The 16,963-nt window shown below is 64.5% G+C and carries 29 protein-coding genes and 1 tRNA gene; 8 read left to right on the top strand and 22 right to left on the bottom strand.

The annotated features are described in order from the left end of the window. Positions 1-121 precede the first annotated feature (121 nt). From O0J15_RS05795 to thiS, 4 genes are all read right to left on the bottom strand, one after another. Positions 122-1,969: an SLC13 family permease gene (locus O0J15_RS05795; protein WP_019660187.1), complete on the bottom strand. Its 1,848-nt coding sequence runs from the start codon at positions 1,967-1,969 to the stop codon at positions 122-124. A 27-nt stretch (positions 1,970-1,996) separates the two neighbouring features. Continuing rightward, a complete protein-coding gene (gene trmB / locus O0J15_RS05790; protein WP_019660186.1) occupies positions 1,997-2,731 on the bottom strand; it encodes a tRNA (guanosine(46)-N7)-methyltransferase TrmB in 735 nt (244 codons plus the stop codon). Beyond that, positions 2,731-3,525 (bottom strand): thiazole synthase, encoded by a 795-nt coding sequence (locus O0J15_RS05785; protein WP_019660185.1) that lies wholly within the window; start codon positions 3,523-3,525, stop codon positions 2,731-2,733. The genes trmB and O0J15_RS05785 overlap by 1 nt, the downstream gene beginning before the upstream one ends. Before the next feature lie 106 nt (positions 3,526-3,631). Beyond that, positions 3,632-3,832: a sulfur carrier protein ThiS gene (gene thiS / locus O0J15_RS05780; RefSeq protein ID WP_308305296.1), complete on the bottom strand. Its 201-nt coding sequence runs from the start codon at positions 3,830-3,832 to the stop codon at positions 3,632-3,634. Between the two features lie 240 nt (positions 3,833-4,072). Here thiS and O0J15_RS05775 point away from each other — a divergent pair, with 240 nt between their 5' ends. Together O0J15_RS05775 and O0J15_RS05770 are read left to right on the top strand one after the other, a co-directional pair. Further along, on the top strand, positions 4,073-5,893 hold the full coding sequence (locus O0J15_RS05775; RefSeq protein ID WP_026347045.1) for an autotransporter domain-containing esterase: 1,821 nt from the start codon (positions 4,073-4,075) through the stop codon (positions 5,891-5,893). Positions 5,894-6,008: 115 nt separating this feature from the next. Continuing rightward, positions 6,009-6,082, top strand: a tRNA-Gly gene (locus O0J15_RS05770). 26 nt (positions 6,083-6,108) lie between these two features. Here the strand turns inward: O0J15_RS05770 and O0J15_RS05765 are convergent. From O0J15_RS05765 to O0J15_RS05735, 7 genes are all read right to left on the bottom strand, one after another. After that, the gene (locus O0J15_RS05765) at positions 6,109-6,423 is read right to left on the bottom strand and encodes a hypothetical protein (RefSeq protein WP_308305295.1); all 315 of its coding nucleotides are present in this window, start codon (positions 6,421-6,423) and stop codon (positions 6,109-6,111) included. Between the two features lie 123 nt (positions 6,424-6,546). Beyond that, positions 6,547-7,587, bottom strand: coding sequence for a tyrosine-type recombinase/integrase (locus tag O0J15_RS05760; RefSeq protein ID WP_308305294.1), 1,041 nt, complete (start codon positions 7,585-7,587; stop codon positions 6,547-6,549). A gap of 1 nt (position 7,588) precedes the next feature. Continuing rightward, positions 7,589-7,786 carry a DUF4224 domain-containing protein gene (locus O0J15_RS05755; RefSeq protein ID WP_191862450.1) on the bottom strand — a complete coding sequence of 66 codons (198 nt, stop codon included), beginning with the start codon at positions 7,784-7,786 and terminating at the stop codon, positions 7,589-7,591. 1 nt (position 7,787) lies between these two features. After that, a complete protein-coding gene (locus O0J15_RS05750; protein ID WP_191862452.1) occupies positions 7,788-8,081 on the bottom strand; it encodes a hypothetical protein in 294 nt (97 codons plus the stop codon). A 3-nt stretch (positions 8,082-8,084) separates the two neighbouring features. After that, positions 8,085-8,639 carry a hypothetical protein gene (locus O0J15_RS05745; RefSeq protein ID WP_308305293.1) on the bottom strand — a complete coding sequence of 185 codons (555 nt, stop codon included), beginning with the start codon at positions 8,637-8,639 and terminating at the stop codon, positions 8,085-8,087. Positions 8,640-8,650: 11 nt separating this feature from the next. After that, on the bottom strand, positions 8,651-8,863 hold the full coding sequence (locus O0J15_RS05740; RefSeq protein ID WP_308305292.1) for a hypothetical protein: 213 nt from the start codon (positions 8,861-8,863) through the stop codon (positions 8,651-8,653). Continuing rightward, positions 8,860-9,066 (bottom strand): hypothetical protein, encoded by a 207-nt coding sequence (locus tag O0J15_RS05735; RefSeq protein ID WP_308305291.1) that lies wholly within the window; start codon positions 9,064-9,066, stop codon positions 8,860-8,862. Before O0J15_RS05735 ends, O0J15_RS05740 begins: the two co-directional genes overlap by 4 nt. A 94-nt stretch (positions 9,067-9,160) precedes the next feature. On the opposite strand from O0J15_RS05735, the gene O0J15_RS05730 reads away from it, so the two are divergent. Beyond that, the gene (locus tag O0J15_RS05730; RefSeq protein WP_308305290.1) at positions 9,161-9,418 is read left to right on the top strand and encodes a hypothetical protein; all 258 of its coding nucleotides are present in this window, start codon (positions 9,161-9,163) and stop codon (positions 9,416-9,418) included. Positions 9,419-9,443: 25 nt separating this feature from the next. Here the strand turns inward: O0J15_RS05730 and O0J15_RS05725 are convergent, their stop codons facing one another. The 9 genes from O0J15_RS05725 to O0J15_RS05685 form a co-directional block, all read right to left on the bottom strand. Further along, positions 9,444-9,671, bottom strand: a complete 228-nt coding sequence (locus O0J15_RS05725; RefSeq protein ID WP_308305289.1) for a hypothetical protein — start codon at positions 9,669-9,671, stop codon at positions 9,444-9,446. Beyond that, positions 9,664-10,581, bottom strand: a complete 918-nt coding sequence (locus O0J15_RS05720) for a hypothetical protein (RefSeq protein ID WP_308305288.1) — start codon at positions 10,579-10,581, stop codon at positions 9,664-9,666. The genes O0J15_RS05725 and O0J15_RS05720 overlap by 8 nt, the downstream gene beginning before the upstream one ends. Next, on the bottom strand, positions 10,578-10,790 hold the full coding sequence (locus O0J15_RS05715) for a hypothetical protein (RefSeq protein ID WP_046983583.1): 213 nt from the start codon (positions 10,788-10,790) through the stop codon (positions 10,578-10,580). Before O0J15_RS05715 ends, O0J15_RS05720 begins: the two co-directional genes overlap by 4 nt. Positions 10,791-10,793: 3 nt before the next feature. Beyond that, positions 10,794-11,177, bottom strand: a complete 384-nt coding sequence (locus O0J15_RS05710) for a hypothetical protein (RefSeq protein WP_227852990.1) — start codon at positions 11,175-11,177, stop codon at positions 10,794-10,796. A gap of 82 nt (positions 11,178-11,259) precedes the next feature. After that, a complete protein-coding gene (locus O0J15_RS05705) occupies positions 11,260-11,502 on the bottom strand; it encodes a hypothetical protein (RefSeq protein ID WP_058982054.1) in 243 nt (80 codons plus the stop codon). Continuing rightward, positions 11,502-11,831: a hypothetical protein gene (locus tag O0J15_RS05700; RefSeq protein ID WP_308305287.1), complete on the bottom strand. Its 330-nt coding sequence runs from the start codon at positions 11,829-11,831 to the stop codon at positions 11,502-11,504. The genes O0J15_RS05705 and O0J15_RS05700 overlap by 1 nt, the downstream gene beginning before the upstream one ends. Further along, positions 11,828-12,496 (bottom strand): hypothetical protein, encoded by a 669-nt coding sequence (locus O0J15_RS05695; RefSeq protein ID WP_308305286.1) that lies wholly within the window; start codon positions 12,494-12,496, stop codon positions 11,828-11,830. Before O0J15_RS05695 ends, O0J15_RS05700 begins: the two co-directional genes overlap by 4 nt. Next, positions 12,493-12,708 carry a hypothetical protein gene (locus tag O0J15_RS05690; protein ID WP_308305285.1) on the bottom strand — a complete coding sequence of 72 codons (216 nt, stop codon included), beginning with the start codon at positions 12,706-12,708 and terminating at the stop codon, positions 12,493-12,495. Before O0J15_RS05690 ends, O0J15_RS05695 begins: the two co-directional genes overlap by 4 nt. Then, positions 12,705-12,914 carry a hypothetical protein gene (locus O0J15_RS05685; RefSeq protein WP_308305284.1) on the bottom strand — a complete coding sequence of 70 codons (210 nt, stop codon included), beginning with the start codon at positions 12,912-12,914 and terminating at the stop codon, positions 12,705-12,707. Before O0J15_RS05685 ends, O0J15_RS05690 begins: the two co-directional genes overlap by 4 nt. A gap of 173 nt (positions 12,915-13,087) precedes the next feature. On the opposite strand from O0J15_RS05685, the gene O0J15_RS05680 reads away from it, so the two are divergent. After that, positions 13,088-13,513: a hypothetical protein gene (locus O0J15_RS05680; protein ID WP_308305283.1), complete on the top strand. Its 426-nt coding sequence runs from the start codon at positions 13,088-13,090 to the stop codon at positions 13,511-13,513. A gap of 390 nt (positions 13,514-13,903) precedes the next feature. After that, positions 13,904-14,296: a YecR family lipoprotein gene (gene yecR / locus O0J15_RS05675; RefSeq protein ID WP_308305282.1), complete on the top strand. Its 393-nt coding sequence runs from the start codon at positions 13,904-13,906 to the stop codon at positions 14,294-14,296. A 34-nt stretch (positions 14,297-14,330) separates the two neighbouring features. On the opposite strand, the gene O0J15_RS05670 is transcribed toward yecR, so the two are convergent. Continuing rightward, entirely contained in the window at positions 14,331-15,014 is a 684-nt protein-coding gene (locus O0J15_RS05670; RefSeq protein WP_308305281.1) for a S24 family peptidase, read from the bottom strand. Positions 15,015-15,090: 76 nt separating this feature from the next. On the opposite strand from O0J15_RS05670, the gene O0J15_RS05665 reads away from it, so the two are divergent. Further along, a complete protein-coding gene (locus tag O0J15_RS05665) occupies positions 15,091-15,576 on the top strand; it encodes a hypothetical protein (protein ID WP_308305280.1) in 486 nt (161 codons plus the stop codon). A 98-nt stretch (positions 15,577-15,674) separates the two neighbouring features. Here the strand turns inward: O0J15_RS05665 and O0J15_RS05660 are convergent, their stop codons facing one another. Beyond that, a complete protein-coding gene (locus tag O0J15_RS05660) occupies positions 15,675-15,929 on the bottom strand; it encodes a hypothetical protein (RefSeq protein WP_021202214.1) in 255 nt (84 codons plus the stop codon). Positions 15,930-16,051: 122 nt separating this feature from the next. On the opposite strand from O0J15_RS05660, the gene O0J15_RS05655 reads away from it, so the two are divergent. After that, positions 16,052-16,633 (top strand): hypothetical protein, encoded by a 582-nt coding sequence (locus tag O0J15_RS05655; protein WP_308305279.1) that lies wholly within the window; start codon positions 16,052-16,054, stop codon positions 16,631-16,633. Then, positions 16,630-16,941, top strand: a complete 312-nt coding sequence (locus O0J15_RS05650; protein WP_111099088.1) for a winged helix-turn-helix domain-containing protein — start codon at positions 16,630-16,632, stop codon at positions 16,939-16,941. Before O0J15_RS05655 ends, O0J15_RS05650 begins: the two co-directional genes overlap by 4 nt. Positions 16,942-16,963 lie beyond the last annotated feature (22 nt).

The following is a 16,963-nucleotide window of genomic DNA, read 5'->3' as shown; positions in this document are numbered from 1 at the left end:
CCCCCCCCCCCCCCCCCCCCCCCCCCCACCCCTCTTTCTCCGGTTGGGTGGGTGTTCGGGCCCCCCCCCCCCCCCCCCACTACCGGGGTGCAGGGCGCAGCCCTGCCAACAAACCCAACCCTCAGAACATCAGGTTGATCATCAACACCACCACGCAGGTGTAGATCAGCGACAACGGTCCGCCGACCCGCCACATCTCGCGCGGGGTGTAATTGGCCGGGCCGGTGATCATCGAAATCACCGGGTTGGAGGCCGTCATCAGGTTGTTGGACGCCGACAGCGCCACGATCAGCGCGAACGCGGTCGGGTTGCCGCCCGCCGCCAGTGCCAGGTTCACCGCGATCGGTACCATCACGATGGTCGCGCCCACATGGCTGATCACCAGCGAGAACGCCGTGGTCAGCAGTGCCAGCGCCACCTCCAGCACCCACACCGGGATGCCGGTGGGCAGCTTGTCGATGGTGTGGCCGGCCACCCATGCCGCCGCACCGCTGGAATCCATCGCCCAGCCGAGCGGAATCAGCCCGGCCATCATGAACACCGTCTTCCAGTTGATCGAGGCATAGGCCTCGTCCATGCGCAGCACGCCGGTCAGCAGCATGCCGGCCACGCCGGTCATCAGCGTCAGCGCGACCGGCAGCTTGCTGGTCAGCGCGATCAGGATGGTCAGCGCGAAGATCGCCATCGCAATCTTGAACTTGTGCGGGCGCTGCTCGCCGGTCGGATAGTCGGTCACCACCACGAAGTCGCGGCTCTTGGCCGCCTGTGCCAGGTCGGTCCAGATGCTGTGGAAGACCAGCATGTCGCCTGCACGCAACTGCACGTCGCGCACGTCCTCGCGGATCACCTGCTTGTCGCGGTTGATCGCCAGCAGGCTGATGCCACGCTCCTTGCGCAGGCGCAGGTCGGCCGCGCTCTTGCCGATCACGTTCGAGGTCGGCGGTACCACCGCCTCGGAAATACCGGCGCGGCTCGGGTTGAACAGGTCACCCAGGTGCTTCAGGCGCGAAGACATGCGCAGGAACTGGTTCTGCGCGAAATCGTTGATCTGCTGGCGCGGGCCCATCGCACCGAGCACGCTGCCTACCCAGATGCGCATCTCCGCCGGCGGCGCCAGGCGGGTGTCATTACCGGTTTTCAGGGCCAGCAGCAGCGGGGCGTCGTGCAGGTTCTCGGCCTCGCCCAGGGTCATGCCCACCAGCGGACTTTCCGCGCTGACCACCAGCTCGAACACATCGCCTTCGATGCCATAGGTCTTGGCGAAGTAGCTCTCGGTGCGTGCTGGGGTGACCCCGTCGTTGACCAGGGTTTCTTCCTCGATCAGCTTGCGGTCGCCGTAGTAGCGGAAGTACAGCAGCGAGGCGATCAGCAGTGCCACGCCAATCGGCAGCGGCGCGAACATGCGCAGCGGCTCGATGGTGGCCAGGCCGGAAGGCAGGTTGTTGTTGGCCGAGGCCAGCAGATCGTTCAGCAGGATCAGCGGCGAATTGCCGACCATGGTCAGCGCACCGCCCATCACGATCGCCGCCGAGATCGGCAGCAGCAGGCGCTGCATCGTCAGCCCGGTGCGCGCTGCCAGTCGCGAGGCGACCGGCAGATACAAGGCCATCACCGACGGGTTCTGCATGAAGGACGAGTTCAGGCCGGCGATGGCGGTGGTCATCATCAGCAGCCGCTGTTCGACGCCGTGGCCGCGCCGCAGCAGCCATGCGGCCAGCCGGTTCAGCGCCCCGGTGCGGTCCAGGCCCGCACCGAGGATGGTGGTGGCGATGATGCTCATCACCGCGTTACCGGAGAAACCGCCGAAGATCTCCTCCGGCGCGATCAGGCCGGTGACACCGAGTACCACCAGCACCACCAGCGCGACCACGTCGGCGCGGATGCGCTCGAACAGGAACATCGCCATCGTGAAGCCGACCAGCCCGAGCACGAGCTTCATGTCGTTGGTCAGCGTCAGCGCGGTATCCATGTGGGGCGCGGCGTCCTCAGGCGATCGTCAGGTGCGGTCGTACAGCAGGTCCCAGACGCCGTGGCCGAGTTTCTGGCCGCGGGTCTCGAAGTGGGTCTGCGGGCGCCAGTCCGGACGCGGCACGCTGCCACGCGGGCCGGCGCGGTTGACCAGGCCGGCAGTCGCGTCAAGCACGTCCCACATCTGCTCGGCGTAGTCTTCCCAGTCGGTGGCGCAGTGCAGGCGGCCACCCGGGCGCAGCTTGCGCACCAGCAGCTCGGCAAATGCCGGCTGCAGCAGGCGGCGCTTGTTGTGGCGCTTCTTGTGCCACGGGTCCGGGAAGTAGATGCGCACTTCATCGAGCGCGCCATCGGCGATCTCGTTCTGCAGCACTTCCACCGCGTCATGGTGGTACAGGCGCACGTGGTCGGCATTGTCCTCAGCCAGCGCGTTCAGCAACCGGCCCACGCCGGGGGCGTGCACTTCGATGCCGATGTAGTCGCGCGACGGATCGTGCTGGGCGGCGAAGCGCAGCGCGGCACCGTTGCCGAAGCCGATTTCCAGCACCTTGTGTGCCGGGCGGCCGAAGGTGGCATCCAGGTCACGCGGCTGGCCGGTGTAGTCGAGGCCGAAGCGCGGCCAGCGTTCGTCGAACGCGCGCTGCTGGGCGGGGGTGAAACGTCCCTGGCGCAACACGAAGCTGCGCACCTCGCGGCGGCCCTCGCTTACGGTGAATGGCTTGGGTGGGGCCTTGGAGCCGGCGCTGTCAAAAGGATTGGTCATCAGCCGATCAGCCCGTCCACCGGAGAGGATGCGCTGGCGTAGCGCTTGCGCGGGATGCGCCCGGCCAGGAAAGCCTCGCGGCCGGCCTCGACTGCCTTGCGCATGGCAGTGGCCATCAGCACCGGGTTGCGCGCACCGGCAATGGCGGTGTTCATCAACACGCCGTCGCAGCCCAGTTCCATCGCGATCGCCGCATCCGACGCGGTGCCCACGCCGGCATCAACAATGATCGGCACCTTGGCGTCTTCGATGATCTGCAGCAGGTTGTACTTGTTCTGGATGCCCAGGCCCGAACCGATCGGCGCGGCCAGCGGCATCACTGCGGCGCAGCCGATCTCTTCCAGGCGCTTGGCCAGGATCGGGTCGTCGGAGGTGTAGACCATCACCTCGAAGCCGTCCTTGACCAGCTGCTCGGCGGCCTTGAGGGTCTGCACCACGTCCGGGTACAGGGTCTTCTGGTCGCCCAGCACTTCCAGCTTGGTCAGGTTGTGGCCGTCCAGCAGCTCACGGGCCAGGCGGCAGGTACGCACCGCGTCTTCGGCGGTGTAGCAGCCAGCGGTGTTGGGCAGGATGGTGAAGCGCTCCGGTGGCAGCACGTCCAGCAGGTTCGGCTCGCCCGGGTTCTGCCCGATGTTGGTGCGGCGGATGGCCACGGTGACGATCTGGGCGCCAGCAGCCTCGGTGGCCAGGCGGGTTTCTTCCAGGTCCTTGAACTTGCCGGTGCCGGTGAGCAGCCGCGAGCCATAGGTCTTGCCGGCGATCACCAGCGAATCGGGGGAGACATGAACGTTCATGGCGCGATTATCGCCTATCCGCCTGAAGATGGGATCACGCAATGGCGTGCCGGCCGTGGATCGGCATGGGTAGTGCCGGCCGCTGGCCGGCAAACCCGGACAGGCCTCAGCCCCCACCCAGCGCGTGCACGATCTCGACAATGTCGCCTTCAGCCAGGACATGCTCGCGATGGCGGCTGCGGCTGACGATCTCGCCGTTGACCTCCACTGCCACCCGGCGCTGCAGCAGTTGCTCGGCCTCGAGCAGGTCGTGAAGGGTCGCCGAGGCGGGCAGGGTGCGGGGGTCGCCGTTGAGCTGGATGTTCATGCCTGCATTGTCGCTTATAGCCCTTCGTGATCGGAACGTTTGCAATTTGATCGGGGCGCCAGCTCCAGCACAGCAGGCTTCGGCGTGCACAGGCGACAATCCATGCGGCGGCGCAGCGTGAGCAAACGGCGGCCCGGTGAAACCATTGACCGTGCGCCGGCGTACGTGTGCCGGATTCCAACCTATTTACCCCACAGGAGTTCCTAGATGCAGCTCAGCAAACACCCGATCCGCTCCCTGATGGCGGCTGCGATCGCACTCGCCGCGCTGCCGGCCATGGCAGGCGAAAGTCCGTATTCCAAGGCCGTGTTCTTCGGCGACAGCCTCACCGACGCCGGCTATTTCCGGCCGCTGCTCGATCCGGGCGTGCAGCCGGTCACCGGCCAGTTCACCACCAACCCGGGTTGGGTGTGGGCACAGCAGGTCGCCAACTACTACGGCCTCAACGGGGGTGCCAACGGCAACGGCCAGAGTGGCGATAACTACGCCGTGGGCGGTGCCCGGGTATCGGTGGACGAGGCCGGTGGCCTGGGCGTGATTCCGTCGCTGAAGTCGCAAGCAACCCGCTACCTTGCCGCGAACGGTGGGAAGGCTGACGGCAACGCCCTGTACACCGTATGGGGAGGCGCCAATGATCTGTTTGCGGCCACCCGTGCGGCGGCAGGTGGCGCGTCGCAGGCCCAGGTGCAGGGCATCATCGGCGCAGCGGTCACCGACCAGATCGCGCTGGTAGGTGCGCTGAAGCAGGCTGGTGCCCAGTACGTGCTGGTACCGAACCTGCCGGATGTGGGCATCACCCCGCAGTTCCGCGGCCCCAATGCCGCCGCCGCCACCGCACTGTCGGCCGGCTACAACAAGGCGCTGTACGGTGGCCTGAAGCAGGCAGGCATCGAGTTCATTCCGCTCGATACCTTCAGCATCCTGCGCGAAGTGACTGCCAATCCGGGCATGTACGGCTTCACCAACGTCACCAGCACCGCCTGCAGGATCGATCCGAACAACTCCACCGCCAGCATCATCGGCTGCAACCCGACCAGTTACGTCAGCCCGGATGCAGCCAACACCTACCTGTTCGCCGACGGCGTGCATCCGACCACCGCCGGCCATCAGCTGCTGGGCCAGTATGCTGTCTCGGTGCTGGAAGGCCCGCGTCTGCAGCAGGTGCTGAGCCACTCGGCCCAGACCATCGGCCGTTCGCGTGCCGACCAGGTCAGCATGCACCTGGGTGGTCGCCCGGCCGATGGCCTGTCCTGGTGGGGCGGCGTGCGCGGTGACCTGCAGCGTTATGACCATGCCGACCTGTACGACGGCCTGGCGCCCGCCGGCCTGTTCGGTATCGACTGGGCACGCGACGGCATGGTGTTCGGCGGCTTCGCCGGCTTCGGCCGCCTCAACGCAGACTTCGGCAACAGCCGTGGCGACTTCACCCAGAAGGACACCACTGCCGGTCTGTTCGCCGGCTGGTATGGTGACCGCATCTGGATCAATGGCCAGGTCAGCTACACCTGGCTGTCCTATGACGTGAACCGCAAGGTCCAGCTGGGCCCGGCCACTCGTGAGCACGGCGGTTCGCCGGACGGCAGCAACCTGACCGCCGCGCTGAACGCCGGCTACGAGTTCGGCACCGAAGGCGGTTTCCGCCACGGCCCGATTGCTTCGGTGATCTGGCAGAAGGTGAAGATCGATGGCTACACCGAAAGCGCTGCGGCCGGCACCCTGGCCACCGCACTGGGCTACGACCGCCAGAACGTCGATTCGACCGTCGGCCGCATCGGCTGGCAGGCCCGCTTCGATGGCGGCACCGTCAAGCCGTACGCGCAGGTGACCTACGACCACGAGTTCGAAGACACCAAGCAGGCCAGCGCATGGCTGCAGACCCTGCCGGAACTGGGCAGCTATCGCGTGCCGGGCCTGAACTTCGACAAGAACTACGCCACCGTGGTGCTGGGTGCCCGTACCGAGCTGTTCGGCCTGCAGAGCAACTTCGGCCTGAGCGCTTCGGCCGGGCAGAAGCGTGCCCAGGACGCGACGCTGTTCGCCAACTTCAGCGGCAGCTTCTAAGCAGAAACCAGGCGGGGCCGGATCCCTTTCGGGAACGAAGGGGATCCGGCCCCGCTCTGATGCGGGGGCACCATTGCGCAACACCAGCCCCAGCGCATAGACTTTCCACCGCAACGCGGGCGTAGCTCAATGGTAGAGCTGTAGCTTCCCAAGCTACTGACGTGGGTTCGATTCCCATCGCCCGCTCCATGTCTCCCAACGGTTTCCAACCGTTCCTAGCGCTCCGCAATATCCAGACCGCTCCGCAATTCGTGGAGGTGGCGGGGCGGATTGCTCTGTTGAGCGTCGTACCAAGCTTGGAACTTCGCGCCGTCATCGGGCCCGGCGAATGTGACCAAGTACCTGGTTTCCTTTCGGGCACCTTCGACTGGCGGCGCGTCAGAGTACGGACCGACTCGCCAATCTGCGTCGACTTGTGTCACGGTGGCATTGCTGCCCGAGGCAGCAATGCCGTGGTTCACTTCCTCAAGCTTGGAAGGTGTGATTAGCAGAGTGTTTTGATGCACCTGCAGGTATTCATCGCTGTTCATGAGCATTGACCTCCGGTTGGGACTTCATGTTGCCTCAACGGGAAATTGCCGTGGTGATGCGGCCTAGGCGGAACCTAGTCGAAAGCATAACGCCCCGACTTTTCTGGTTATAGCGGGTTCACTTTATTTAGTTGGGGTTGCCTTAGACCCTCTCTTCTTCCGGACGTAGATTTCGGTCGTGGTGACCGATGAATGCCCGAGCTGGGCCTGCGCCTCGCGAATGTCCTTTGCCGAATCGGCCTTGTCCGTGCCCGCCTTGGCGCGTAAATCCCGGAACTGGAATTCCCCCTTTGGAATGCCCGCAGCCTTCCTGGCCTTGTCGAACCGGTAGCGCAGGGCCGCACGCCCCAGGGCCAAGCCCTCGTCGTCCACGATCAGCCGCGTGCTGTAGACCTTCTCTCGCCCGTTCGGGCACTTCTCCCCCTTTCGCTTTGCAATGCGCTCGAGCAGCGCAGCCAGCTCGCCTGTGATCTCCATGGTGACGCGGTTGCTGGTCTTCGACTGCTGGATGATGAGTCCGCGCGCTGTAACCTGGCGCACGTCCATGGACCACACGTCGCCAACGCGCTGGCCGGTTAGGTAGGCCAGATCCATGGCGTCGCGCAGAGCTGCGTCGGCATATGCATAGACGGCGCTGAAAGCGTCATCGTCCACGTAAACGTCGCGACCGGCTTCCTTGTTGCGACGAATGCCCTCGCACGGGTTGGGTAGATCGGTGATGCCTTTGCCGCGTGCCCAGTTCCAGATATGCGAGAACAGTGAAACCTCACGGTTCGCGATCACCTTCGCCTTGCGCCAATCCAGATACTGCCGGATGTTGATCGGACGGATGGCTTCAAACGGCGCTGGCGGTGCGTCGAAGTAGCTCAGCAGCGCGGTGATGCAGCGATTGTTGAGGCGCTGGGTGGTGACGGCCTTGGTAGGAACCACCTCGGCGCGGTAGCGATCGGCAACTTGCCGGAAGGTCACGACAGCCGCTGCGGGGATCGTGCTCGCGTGTTCGATCTCGGCCCATCGCTTGATGGCCACGCCGTAGTCGCTGCCGAGGGGTGTTTCGCGCCTCGGCTTTCCGCCGTGGTCATAGTAGTAATGGATAACGCCCGATTTCTGCTTGCGTGGCCTGAACCGGGGGATTGCCCCCGGCTTACTCGGTTTCCGTCCCATTTCAAGCGACCTTGCTGGAAGTCCATGTCGGCGGCGCCTTTGGTGCATGCGCCGTTCCCTCAACACTGGAGCGGAGCACGACCGGCCAGTCGTGCGCGTCCAGGTAGTGCTTGATCCCGTTCTTGCGGAGAAATGCCGCCTGGCGCGCGCGCTGCGGCGTGCGGCACAGGCCGGCGATCTCGTCCCGCGACAAGTACATGTCAGACGGCACTGGCCACCTTGCCTCCGCCTGACATCACCAGGCGCATCTGTACAACGTTGTCGGCAACGGCTGCCGGCGACTGAGCCCGCGCGCTGCGGGCCGGCCGGTTGAGCAGGCGCCACGCTTCGATGGCCTTGCCCGGATCGGCATGCTTGCCGGTCGACCTGCAGGCGCACTCGACCAGGTGGCCACCGCCGGCGGACGCGCAGCGCTTGTCGTGGATGTGGCGCGCGCGGTGGCCGGCGGCGCAGTTCGGCAACCCTTCCGGGTGGCTGATATGTTCCTGAGTCATGTGTCAGCTCCGTTGGAAACGAGGGGAATGGCTCGCGCTACACTGGGGTGCATGAGTCAATATGCGAATTCGACGCATGCGGAGTTGTGGCTCCGCGCCAAGGCTGAGGCGGGCGCTCTGCGACAGAGCGCTGATGTTCAGGACTTGGTATTGGCCAAGAGGCCGACGACGCATTGGCAAAGGCAGCAGATGCGAGCCGCCATGGCTCCTGGCGCTGACCGGTCGCTGGCCGATCTGTTGGATGCACTGGCCAGGCAGGTTCATCACGGTGAGCACCTGGAGGGCGATGCGGCGCAACAGCTTCTGGAGCCGGGCGCGACGCTGCTGACTGTGTTCGGCCCGCGGCTCGCGATTGGGCAGAGGAATGCTCGCCACCATGTAGTTCTGGAAGCGGCAAACCTGGTGCTTCGGACGCGAGCGAAGGAATGGCTCAATGCGGGAAAGCCCGGAGAGACCCGGCATGATCGAGCTATTGCCAGCAATCGCGGCCTGGCGGCCGTGCTGGGCGAGCTTGAGGCGGAGCGGAAGCGCTAGAGCGGCCTTGTTCTTCTGGACCATGTTGTCCTCCTTCAGTTACTGGCCAGCGCAACGCGCAGCTGCGGCCAGGCTGCTTTGTAATCGGCGATGAAATCGGCAGGGAAGCTGGACCGCCAGCCGCATCGGCAGCGGAACTGCTCGCCGTCCCAGGTGGTGCGGGGCATGCCGGCGCTGCAGGACGGTTGCCCGCAATACGGCGTGTAGCCCTCTCGTGTCAGCAGGTTGTTGCGGACGATGCTAGTCATGCGAACAGGTCCAGTTGGGCCGGCAGTGCCGGTGCGCGCGGCGGTGCCGACAGTGGGGCGGGAGCGGCGGCGCGCAAACGCGCGCGCTGAGCGGCGTTGAAAGAGAACCAGTAGCCAAGGCCATTCCTCCGCGCTCGCGCCTCGCTGAGGAAGACGCGCGCTGTGTGCTTGGCCTGTGCAGCGGTGAGCAGCTGGTCAGCCATGGGCCGGCTCCTGTGTCCGAGATCCAGCGATTCGCTGGATAAGGCGAAATGTGTCCGCTACGCTGGCTTCTTTCGAAACCACTGTGAGAATGCGATGACCTACAAGGAAATTCCGAACAAGAGTTTTGATGATGTCTATCGCGGGGCTAAGTACTCCGTGACCGCAGCTCTTGTACCAGTCATGGGTGGCCCTGATGACGGGAAGTATCAGGGCGTGTATCGAATTAATGGAGCGCCTAGCGCTGGCACCCGCTGCTTCGCAAAGCTCGATAGCATCGAGTTGGCTATTGCCGATGCCGACAAGTCGGCCAAACAAGAGATCGACCGCCGGCTCGATTCGACCGAGGGGTAAGGCAGCTCGCTGGCGGCGGCGCGCTTCATCCATTGCGCACCGCCGTATCAGTTGTTACCGCCTTGATCGACGTCGGTCCGACAATGCGGATACCGTGCTTGCTCAAGACGCGGTGCAGTTGGCCGAGCGCATCTTCCGTCGCCTGCTGGTACACCTGATCAAGCTTGCAGCCCTCACCCCATGTCCCGGTGCGCACCTCCACGGTGACCCGCACCAAGGCGGATGTGGACGTGCGGATGACTGGCTCAGCCATTGCCCACCGCCTGACCGTCGATCTTGGACAGCACCTCCTCCATGACGGCGATCCCCTCGCGGTAGATACGCACGTCGTTGTTGTAGTCGTGCTCGCCCTTGGTCTCAATCTCGCGGGTTCCAGGTGCGCCAGGATCGGCGGGCAGGTGCGAACGCCACTGCTCAATCCGTCGCTGCAACAGTGCACGCATCGCGTCCAGGTCCACGGCCTGTGCGGGGGTGGCATAGAGCGGCTTGGTGAACTGTCCGTCGCGCGTGAGGCGTGCCGGCAGGTACGCGCCGCCGTCTCCAGGTACGCGGTCCTTGTGAGCCGCCAGCTGGCCGGGACTGACCCAGATCACCGGCTCCCCAACCGGCTGGCGGGCGGCATAGGAAACCACTCGCTTTCCAGCATTGGCAGCGGCATCCGCTTCGTCCTGGCGCTGGGTAATCTGCCCATAGGTGCCGTGGTCAATCCACCAGCATGGCGGCGCATCCCCCTGACCAACCGGCTGGCGGGCGGCTACTTCGCGCAGCGCTTCAACCCGATCATGCAGAGACTCGGGTAGGTCGACCACTACCGGCTGGCGGGCGGCGAGTGCTGCGTCGAGTGCGAGGATCGCGGATCTCAGAGATTGAGCTTCATGCGCCCGCATGCCGCTAAGGATGTCGCTCATCAAGGCGCGGTCGTGTGCGGCATTCGCTATGACCATCGCTGCTTCAACCAGCGCATCCCCCTGACCACCCGGGGAGGGCTGGGCGGAGAGGGCGGCTTGCCATGCGGCCCATGCGATTTCGTAGGGGAAGGCGGAGCCTTCAAGCGGGCGAGCGGCATCCCACCATGCTTTGAATCGCGCCCGCTCGGCCTGATCCCCCAGCCTCACCATCCCACCGGGCTGCACGTCCGCCAGGGTTGTCTTGTCGTTACTCATGCCTGCATGTCCTTGCTGTTGGTGGAGCGCGCGCCGCGCGCCCTGGCTTCAAGTTGTTCGGCCACGCCGAGGTAGTAGGCGTGCCGTTCCAGACGGATCGATTCGGGGAACTGGAAGTGTTTCAGCGACTCTTCCGCCTGCACGCGCCAAGCGGCTGCCTCGCGCGCTGGGTCGTCGTCGAAAATGTCCATCTGGACGGGCTTGGCCATGGGTCAGTGCTTGTCGACGGCGCGGTGACGGCTGTAGCCCATGCCTTCGATGGGGATCCCGCACCAGGTGAGAGTTGCGCCGGGGATGGGCTCTGGCTTTGCTTCGCGCCATGGGCGCTTGGACCCCGCCTTGCGCTCTTCCTGCCACGCGGCCTTTGCTTGGTCGCGGTGTGGCTTCTGCATGCGCGCGAGGATCCGGCGCACGCAGTGCTTCAGGTCTGAAGCCTGCAGGACGATGCGCGGTGGCTGCTGGCCCTTGGCGGTGGTATAGCCCTCAACGAACCCGGCGACCTGCTCGCGGATCAGTTCAACTCGGGGCAGTTCGCCGTTCTCCTTCTTGGCGAACTCGGGCTCGTGCTGGAAATCGACAACGACGGAATCGGTCATGGCGGATCTCTGGGGAATAGGTTGCCGGCTGTGTGGAAGTCCTGCCGGCGTGGGAGGCCGGATGCGCCGGCCGGGCGGTTGCTCAGTGGGTGTCGTCAGCAATCAGCGGCGCGCGCTGTCGTTCATCGCTGCGGCGCTGCATCTCAGCCTTGAACGCCGGCCAGCTGGTGTGGAGGTCTTCCCAGCAGCGCCATGCGAAGAACACGGCGCCGATGGCGCAGGCGAGGGCGACGGCGTCCAGCTGGTTGCGTAGGGCCCAAGCGAGCAGGGCGAGGAGCAGTCCGACGGCGACGGCGCAGAAGAAGGGCAGGGCCAGGTGGCGCATTACTCGGCCCCGCACAGGAAGCCCGGGCTGGCTTCTTCCAGCCAGGTCCGCATGGTCGTCATCTCGCCGGTCGGCTGTTCGTCTTCGCCGAATTCGGGGATCGACCGATCCAACTCTGTGGCGGACACCTCGCGTGGGTAGCCGTCATCGCAGGGATCGCCCACGTCTTCCTCATACAGACGCGCGGCCTGTTCGGGCGTCTCAGCGGCGTAGATGGTCGGCATGTCGTCGACGTAGAAGGCCTTCAGCTGGGTCATGGGGATTGCTCCTGGCGGGGTGATGGGCGGGATGCCGACGGCCATGGCGGCGAAGAAGTCGTGATCGGTCATGCCGGCATGCTCCGGGTGTCGTACGCCCGTATGGCGTAGCCGATCGCATAGAGGCGCCAGTAGAAGTGGAAGGTGTAGTCCTGCAGCTGGTTGCCGTACTCCCAGGCATCCGTGAATCGGAAGCGCGCGAAGGGCTCATCCTTGCTCGGCTCAAACCGATCCATTGCGCCAATCGCCTCTGCGACGGATTCATCGCCGCGGTAAAGAACCTCAACCTGCAGTTCTTCCCAGAGCTGCGGTGCCCATGCCGGCTCGCCGTCGTCGTCATCGCGGTGTTCATCGATGAACTCGTCGAATCGCTGTTTAACCAGTGCTTCGAACAGATCGGCGCAGAACTCGCGCTTGTCCCCGTCATTGGCGACGCACTTCTCGGACCAGTAGCCTGGGTTGATGCGTAGCTGCCCGGATTCGCCGCCGTCAGCCTTCCACCGGAAGAACTCGAACATGTCGTGGAGACGGGTGAACATGGAATCGCCCATGTCGCCAGTGATCGCGAGGTATCCGGGCCAAGTGACAACGTCGAACGAGAATGCATAGCTGCCCGGGCGCTTGAACCGGAGATGGCGATAGACGCCGTTGTCCAGCAGGACCTCCATCTGGTGCTCGGCAGTGTCCTTCTCGAATCGCGCGAGGGCTTTCGCGCGCGCATCGGTCCTGGCGCTCATGCAGCACCTGCCTGTGCGCGCGCTGCGCTCCGCACGGCGGCGACAGCACCTGCAGCGCTCTGGCCGTGCCGCAGGACGGCATTGGCGGCGACGCTGGCGGCGGCGATGACCTGATTGGGGAGGAGGCCCCATCGGCGCCCGGCGCGGGCGACGATGCCAGCGGCGGCTGCGGCGCGCTGGGCGTTGGAATGGGGGGCGATGACGGCGCTCATGCTGCAGCCGCCTGCGGAATGCCGCGGTCGATGGAGGCGCCCTGTTCGATCTGATCGGCCTGGAGGATCAAGTACTCGGCGATCTTCCTGGCCTCAAACGGGCTCAGGCTGACCAGGGCGTCGCCGATCTGGACGACAACGGTGCCGGCGTGGGGTCGGGATTCGACGCGGGCTGCGCCTCGGCTGGTGGTGGTGATCGCGGCCATGGCTCAGCACTCCTGGCCGAACAGGCGCTGGCCGAAGCCGATGCCTGCACCGACGGCGAGTGCGCCGAGGGCGTAGATGGTGATGATCAGTGCCCACAGGGGTCGTTTACGGCGCTGCATGGAGGTCTCCGGGAGGTATTCGCGTTTCGGTCGGCCGCAGCTATGCTTCGGCCATGCAATGGACGAACTGGCTGACGCTAGGGATTGCGCTGCTGGGCCTGGTGCTTGGCTTGTTCAACGCCGTGTGGCTGATCCGCAAGGACACGGTGCGGCTGAAGGTTCGCTTCGCGACTATCTACCTGCCGCGCACCGATGTCTGGACGGGAGCTGTCGAGGTGATCAACGCCGGCTATCTGCCGGTGACTATCACCGAAGTTGCCTTCCACTTTGGCCGACGATCCAAGACGCGCGCCGCAGTGATTACAGATCTCCTGCAACGAACCCCGCTTCCCCACCGACTGGAGCCCCGGGCGGCTATCAGCATTGCTGCAAGCCCGGAAATCCTTGCCAGCATTGACGCTGGACGCTTCGGATGGTGCAGCGCCGCTACGGCCTGCCAGACCCGCGTCTACGCCAAGATCAAGTGGAAGAAGCGATGAGAACTGAAGGGTCTCGCCGGGCTTGAGCGGGATCACCCGGATACGGGTGCGCAGATGATTGATCCGGAACACCACGTACGCGTTGAGGGCCACGCCGATGCCGGCGATGGCGAGTGCTGCGTGCTCCAGGGTGATCGGGGCCATGCTGGGATCTCCTGCCGCCGGCCCCGGGATGGGGCTTGATGGGCGGCTTGGAGATAGAATTACCAAACGGTAATCTGCAGTCAATACCAAAAGGTAAATTTCTTTCCCGCATCGTGAACGAATGTGGATTCGTTCATTTTTTCGCAGATCACCCATGATGACGAGGAAGTGAAGGGCCTGCGACAATTGCCCAGCCGCGCGAGGCAGTAGAGCGCGAGGCGACTCAAGACAAACAGGGGGACAAGGATGAACAAGATTTTTGCGGGCGCACTGCTCGCGTTTACGCTCACTGGCTGCGCTACGCATAAGGAGTGGTCTGCAACCGGTGGAAGTCGCGCCGACGGTGTAGTCCGTTTGTCATTCGAGCACGGCGCTTTCGAGAAGCCCGTTCTCGACGAATCGCAGGCTCTTTCTCTTGCGACCAAGCGGTGCGCTACCTGGGGATACACAGGAGCAGAAGCCTTCGGAGGTACTACATCCCAGTGCAACATGGGCGGTGGTTTCGGCGGTTGCGATCGCTTCCTGGTCACCAAGGAATACCAGTGCACCGGCCAAGGCAACGGGCAGGTTCCTTCGGTCCAAGTGCCGGCGAACTCAGGTGATGGCGCTTCAGTGCCAGTCGGCAAGAAGTGGTTCTAACGAAAAGCCCCGCCGATGCGGGGCTCTTCTTTTGCTAGAACTTGCGGAGTCCAGCGTGTATTAGGGCCTTGCCTAGAACGACAAGGTCACCAGTGTCTGGCTTATAGGCAGGGAAGTCGGTGTTGACGCTGACTACATAGAGGCCGTCACCACGCTTCTGGAGCATCTTGATCTGCGTTTCTCCGCCCACGTTGATGAGGTAGTAATCGTCTCCGTCGAAGTAGTCGCAGCTTGTGTCGATCCAGACAATGTCCCCGTCTTCCAGCTTCGGCCGCATCGAGGGGCCGCGCCCGGTGATAATCTGGATTCGCCCAGGGCGGGGTAGATATCCCAGCTTCCTGCGAACCTCCCACTCCGCAACCTCAATCGTCTTGATTACCTCTGGGAAGTCCTGGTTGACCATCCCTGCACCCATTCCAGCACCCCCTTCGAACAAGTCGAAGCGAACGTAGCCGGAGGCGGTCTCAGTGGTAGAGACTGGCGTGACCACTGTCACGCTCGCTTCCTCGCTGAGGTATCCCGCCGGCATGCCAGCGGCAGCCTCTAGGCTTGCAGCCCGCCTCTCTCCGAAAGACTTGTTCTTCAGCAGCCCGGAGAGTTCGCCTTGGTTGATCCCGGTCGCTTGGACAAACGCCGCCTGCACGCCCTTGTGACGCTCGTCAATCCACTGCTTCAGGCGCTTCCTACGCAGAGCCACTGCCGCGGTATCTGTCTTCATGCCCGAATTTTCAGTTACCGAAAGGTAATTTACCAAACGGTATTGACAAAGAATTACCGTATGGTAATTTTTTCGCATGGAGACCCTTCGCTCATACCTGTCCACCCTGATCCCCGCCGAACAGGCTGAGTTCGCCACGCGCGCTGGAACAACCATCGGTTACCTGCGCAAGGCCCTGAGCAAAGGCCAGCGGTTCGATGGCGCCCTGGTTCGGCGCCTGTCGCTGGAAAGCGCCGGATCGGTGTCGCTGACCGACCTGCGTCCGGATATCTGGCCGGGCGACGACAAGCCGCAGCCGACGGTGGTTGATCAGATCCGTGGCGAGGTGGACTGCCGCATGAGCAAGCGCGCGCTGCGCGCGAAGCTGGGCGTGGCGAACGACAGGCTTCTGGCCAAGGTTCTGAAGCTGCCGACCGAGCAGGTTGAGGGCTGGCCGGAAGACGGCGCCTTGCCGGCGCTGCCGGAGATCCAGCGTCTGCTGGGTGTGCAGGAACAACCGCAGGCGCAGCCGGCGCCGCACGACCCCGACGAGAACCGTTACGCCCCCCTGGAGGTTGCCTGATATGCGCGCGCTGAAACAGCGCCTGGCGATCCATCGTCGCCAGCGCGCCTTCCAACAGTGGGACCAGCTGGCGATCAGCCTGGCCCTCGGTGTGCCGGTCAGTGCTGTGGAGACCCGGCGCTGGTCGGAGGGTTCCGTTCCAGATGCTCTGCGAGCGTCAGCATTCGCTGTCCCAGTTCGCGAAGTTGAACTGAGGTCAGCGCGTAGTTGGGGCTCGAATGAGCTTGCGCAACTTTCTCTGTCGGGCTCACCAGGTACTTCAGCGTGAAGAAGCCGATCCCGTACTGCGTGACCACACCGCTGTCCCAGCCGGCCACCGGTGCCAGCGGCTTCTGCTCCTGTGAATCGTCCATGTCGCCCTCCTTGCGGGCTGTTCGTGTGGAAACGCCAGCGTAGCGCAAGGAGGGCGACGCCCGTCGTCCGTGAGTTGTTGATCTCCATAGCGGCCATGTTGCCGCGCAACAGAGTACCCGTCATGAAGCCCAAGCCCCATTTCCTGCCTAAGCGCCAGACGGTGATCTACGGATTCACCGAGCAGATGTTGCGCGAAACCGGCTCCAACCGCCGCAGCTTCGCCATGGCGGTGGCTGACACGTATCTCTCATTGCTCGGTGAAGACGACCGCGAGGTGCCGTTCCGCATCACCTTGGGCGGCGACGGCGATGCCGACAAGAAGCACAACGGTCAGATTCTCGGACGCTACCTCGATGGTGTGGTGAAGACGCTGCCAGCCGATCTGGAAGACGCCTGGGTGATGAGCCTGCCGGAGCCTTACCGAAGCAACTGCGAGCGGGAACTCTCTCGCCGGCGCGGAATCCTGCCGATCCGCATCGACGCGATCGACACCGCCGCGGACACCGTCGGTATTGGCCAGCTGATGAAGGACTTCGGTGACCTCTGCGCCGCGATCAGCCCGGCAGTGGCAGATGGCGTGATCGATGAGAAGGACCGCCCGCACGGGCACAAGATCATCAACGAGTCGGATGACCTGCTCATCAGCGCTCTGACCTTCCGCAAGGCGGTAATCCGCGCCATGGGCCTGGAGCAGGCCGTATGAGCAATCTCGCCCGCGCCACCGATATCGACACCAGCCACGCAGCCGGCGCGCACGTGGTCAGCAGCGGCCTGCAGGCCGTACAGCAGGACAAGGCCGCCCGTGCGGTCACACAGAACCCTGGCATGACCAGCCATGAGCTGGCGCAGGCGACCGGCTTGGACCGCTACATGCTGGCACGCCGGTTGCCGGAGCTCATCAAGGAAGGGCGCGTGTATCGCGGCCAGAGCAGGCGCTGCAAGGTCAGTGACCGTTCGGCGTGCACCTGGTGGCCGGTGGCTCCGGGTCAGAACCTGTCGCTGGGGATCTGACGTGAGCGCACGAGTTACAGGC

It is taken from the genome of Stenotrophomonas sp. Sm10, from assembly GCF_030985515.1.
GTDB lineage: Bacteria > Pseudomonadota > Gammaproteobacteria > Xanthomonadales > Xanthomonadaceae > Stenotrophomonas > Stenotrophomonas hibiscicola.
This window is presented reverse-complemented; position numbering and strand designations above follow the sequence as displayed.

Excerpts from the sequence above, each read along its gene's own strand:
- O0J15_RS05795 (WP_019660187.1), bottom strand. The coding sequence starts at position 1,969 with ATGGATACCGCGCTGACGCTGACCAACGACATGAAGCTCGTGCTCGGG.
- trmB (WP_019660186.1), bottom strand. The coding sequence starts at position 2,731 with ATGACCAATCCTTTTGACAGCGCCGGCTCCAAGGCCCCACCCAAGCCA.
- O0J15_RS05785 (WP_019660185.1), bottom strand. The coding sequence starts at position 3,525 with ATGAACGTTCATGTCTCCCCCGATTCGCTGGTGATCGCCGGCAAGACC.
- thiS (WP_308305296.1), bottom strand. The coding sequence starts at position 3,832 with ATGAACATCCAGCTCAACGGCGACCCCCGCACCCTGCCCGCCTCGGCG.
- O0J15_RS05775 (WP_026347045.1), top strand. The coding sequence starts at position 4,073 with ATGGCGGCTGCGATCGCACTCGCCGCGCTGCCGGCCATGGCAGGCGAA.
- O0J15_RS05765 (WP_308305295.1), bottom strand. The coding sequence starts at position 6,423 with ATGAACAGCGATGAATACCTGCAGGTGCATCAAAACACTCTGCTAATC.
- O0J15_RS05760 (WP_308305294.1), bottom strand. The coding sequence starts at position 7,587 with ATGGGACGGAAACCGAGTAAGCCGGGGGCAATCCCCCGGTTCAGGCCA.
- O0J15_RS05755 (WP_191862450.1), bottom strand. The coding sequence starts at position 7,786 with ATGTACTTGTCGCGGGACGAGATCGCCGGCCTGTGCCGCACGCCGCAG.
- O0J15_RS05750 (WP_191862452.1), bottom strand. The coding sequence starts at position 8,081 with ATGACTCAGGAACATATCAGCCACCCGGAAGGGTTGCCGAACTGCGCC.
- O0J15_RS05745 (WP_308305293.1), bottom strand. The coding sequence starts at position 8,639 with ATGGTCCAGAAGAACAAGGCCGCTCTAGCGCTTCCGCTCCGCCTCAAG.
- O0J15_RS05740 (WP_308305292.1), bottom strand. The coding sequence starts at position 8,863 with ATGACTAGCATCGTCCGCAACAACCTGCTGACACGAGAGGGCTACACG.
- O0J15_RS05735 (WP_308305291.1), bottom strand. The coding sequence starts at position 9,066 with ATGGCTGACCAGCTGCTCACCGCTGCACAGGCCAAGCACACAGCGCGC.
- O0J15_RS05730 (WP_308305290.1), top strand. The coding sequence starts at position 9,161 with ATGACCTACAAGGAAATTCCGAACAAGAGTTTTGATGATGTCTATCGC.
- O0J15_RS05725 (WP_308305289.1), bottom strand. The coding sequence starts at position 9,671 with ATGGCTGAGCCAGTCATCCGCACGTCCACATCCGCCTTGGTGCGGGTC.
- O0J15_RS05720 (WP_308305288.1), bottom strand. The coding sequence starts at position 10,581 with ATGAGTAACGACAAGACAACCCTGGCGGACGTGCAGCCCGGTGGGATG.
- O0J15_RS05715 (WP_046983583.1), bottom strand. The coding sequence starts at position 10,790 with ATGGCCAAGCCCGTCCAGATGGACATTTTCGACGACGACCCAGCGCGC.
- O0J15_RS05710 (WP_227852990.1), bottom strand. The coding sequence starts at position 11,177 with ATGACCGATTCCGTCGTTGTCGATTTCCAGCACGAGCCCGAGTTCGCC.
- O0J15_RS05705 (WP_058982054.1), bottom strand. The coding sequence starts at position 11,502 with ATGCGCCACCTGGCCCTGCCCTTCTTCTGCGCCGTCGCCGTCGGACTG.
- O0J15_RS05700 (WP_308305287.1), bottom strand. The coding sequence starts at position 11,831 with ATGACCGATCACGACTTCTTCGCCGCCATGGCCGTCGGCATCCCGCCC.
- O0J15_RS05695 (WP_308305286.1), bottom strand. The coding sequence starts at position 12,496 with ATGAGCGCCAGGACCGATGCGCGCGCGAAAGCCCTCGCGCGATTCGAG.
- O0J15_RS05690 (WP_308305285.1), bottom strand. The coding sequence starts at position 12,708 with ATGAGCGCCGTCATCGCCCCCCATTCCAACGCCCAGCGCGCCGCAGCC.
- O0J15_RS05685 (WP_308305284.1), bottom strand. The coding sequence starts at position 12,914 with ATGGCCGCGATCACCACCACCAGCCGAGGCGCAGCCCGCGTCGAATCC.
- O0J15_RS05680 (WP_308305283.1), top strand. The coding sequence starts at position 13,088 with ATGCAATGGACGAACTGGCTGACGCTAGGGATTGCGCTGCTGGGCCTG.
- yecR (WP_308305282.1), top strand. The coding sequence starts at position 13,904 with ATGAACAAGATTTTTGCGGGCGCACTGCTCGCGTTTACGCTCACTGGC.
- O0J15_RS05670 (WP_308305281.1), bottom strand. The coding sequence starts at position 15,014 with ATGAAGACAGATACCGCGGCAGTGGCTCTGCGTAGGAAGCGCCTGAAG.
- O0J15_RS05665 (WP_308305280.1), top strand. The coding sequence starts at position 15,091 with ATGGAGACCCTTCGCTCATACCTGTCCACCCTGATCCCCGCCGAACAG.
- O0J15_RS05660 (WP_021202214.1), bottom strand. The coding sequence starts at position 15,929 with ATGGACGATTCACAGGAGCAGAAGCCGCTGGCACCGGTGGCCGGCTGG.
- O0J15_RS05655 (WP_308305279.1), top strand. The coding sequence starts at position 16,052 with ATGAAGCCCAAGCCCCATTTCCTGCCTAAGCGCCAGACGGTGATCTAC.
- O0J15_RS05650 (WP_111099088.1), top strand. The coding sequence starts at position 16,630 with ATGAGCAATCTCGCCCGCGCCACCGATATCGACACCAGCCACGCAGCC.